The sequence below is a fragment of the Streptomyces durbertensis genome (assembly GCF_014156695.1).
Taxonomy (GTDB): Bacteria; Actinomycetota; Actinomycetes; order Streptomycetales; family Streptomycetaceae; genus Streptomyces; species Streptomyces durbertensis.
Genome location: NZ_WMLF01000787.1, coordinates 1 through 1,232, shown reverse-complemented (window position 1 = coordinate 1,232; position 1,232 = coordinate 1). Strand labels below are relative to the sequence as shown.

At 70.5% G+C, this 1,232-nt stretch carries 2 protein-coding genes; both read right to left on the bottom strand.

The genetic code is table 11. The annotated features are described in order from the left end of the window. Positions 1–56 precede the first annotated feature (56 nt). On the bottom strand, positions 57–629 hold the full coding sequence (locus tag GL263_RS26820) for a GNAT family N-acetyltransferase (RefSeq protein ID WP_182858322.1): 573 nt from the start codon (positions 627–629) through the stop codon (positions 57–59). Positions 630–662: 33 nt separating this feature from the next. After that, positions 663–1,232, bottom strand: a 570-nt coding sequence (locus GL263_RS26815) for an HD domain-containing protein (RefSeq protein ID WP_228456857.1), incomplete at its 5' end; no start/stop codon positions are given.

The window sequence follows — 1,232 nt, the reverse complement described above, 5'->3', positions numbered from 1 at the left end:
CCCCTCGCCCGCCCCCGCTTCACCCGATCGTGGTCGCGGAAGGTGAGACCGACACGTCAACGCAGGTCAAGCCGCATCAGCACCCGGGCATGCCCGGTCAGCACGGACGTGGTGTCGGCGGCATGCGTGAACCCCGCCCGCTCGAAGTTCCGCCGGATCCCGGCGTACGCCATCGTCTGGTCGATTCGGTCCCCACCACTGTCGATCGGATACGCCTCCACGACCGGGGCGCCGTGCGCCCGCGCGAAGTCGACCGCCCCCGCGATCAGCGCATGCGTGACGCCCTTCCCCCTGTGCCCCGGGCGCACCCGCACACACCACAGCGACCACACCGGCAGGTCGTCCACGTGCGGGATCGTGCGACTGCGCGCGAAGGACGTCTCCGAGCGGGGCGCGACGGCCGCCCACCCCACCGGCACGTCTTCTTCGTACGCGAGTACCCCCGGTGCGCGTTCCGCCCGGCACAGCTCCGCCACGTACTCACCGCGCGCCGGCCCCCGCAGCTCGTTGTTGAGCTTCGACGGAATGCGGTAACTCAGACACCAGCACACGTTCGCATCGGGCCTCTTCGGCCCGAGCACAGCAGCAACATCCCCGAACTCCGAAGCCGCCCGAACCTCCACCGCCATACCTCCCACCCTGCCCGGTCCCGGTGGGCCCGGCTACCGGAGATACGTCCGTTGCCACTCCACGGACGACATGTTCAGCGCGGCGTCCGCAAGCGCCTTCGCCGAGGCCGTTCGCAGCCCGGCCAGGCTGCTGTCGATCCACTCCTGGACGTTCGCGTAGCCCTGCTCCCGGTACTCGACCGCCTGAACCAGGCACTCCAACCTGTCCGCGTCCCGCGCGCAGACCACCTCGGGGGAGTCCCCGTTCTCGTACTCCTCCACGATGCGCTGCCCGCCCGCGCGCACCGCCGGATGAGCGGCCGAGAGCTGGTCCGCGGTAACCGTCTCGTTCTTCGCGGCATCCAGATACCGCCGCCCGATGTGCGGGATGTCGCCCACCCGCGTCTCCTGCGTGTCATGCCACAGACCGAGCAGCGCGGCCCTCGCCGGATCCGCACCCTCCATCATCGCCAGAACGGAAGCGATCAACCCCACCCGGAACGAGTGCTCGGCGATCGTCTCCGGGTCCTTCACCCCCGCGACCCACCACCCGGACCGCTTGGCACGCTTCAACACGCCCATCTCCAGCAGGAACCCCGCCGTCCCCCGCGCCCGCTGCTCACC

Coding starts and splice junctions, on each gene's coding strand:
- GL263_RS26820 (WP_182858322.1), bottom strand. CDS start 629: ATGGCGGTGGAGGTTCGGGCGGCTTCGGAGTTCGGGGATGTTGCTGCT.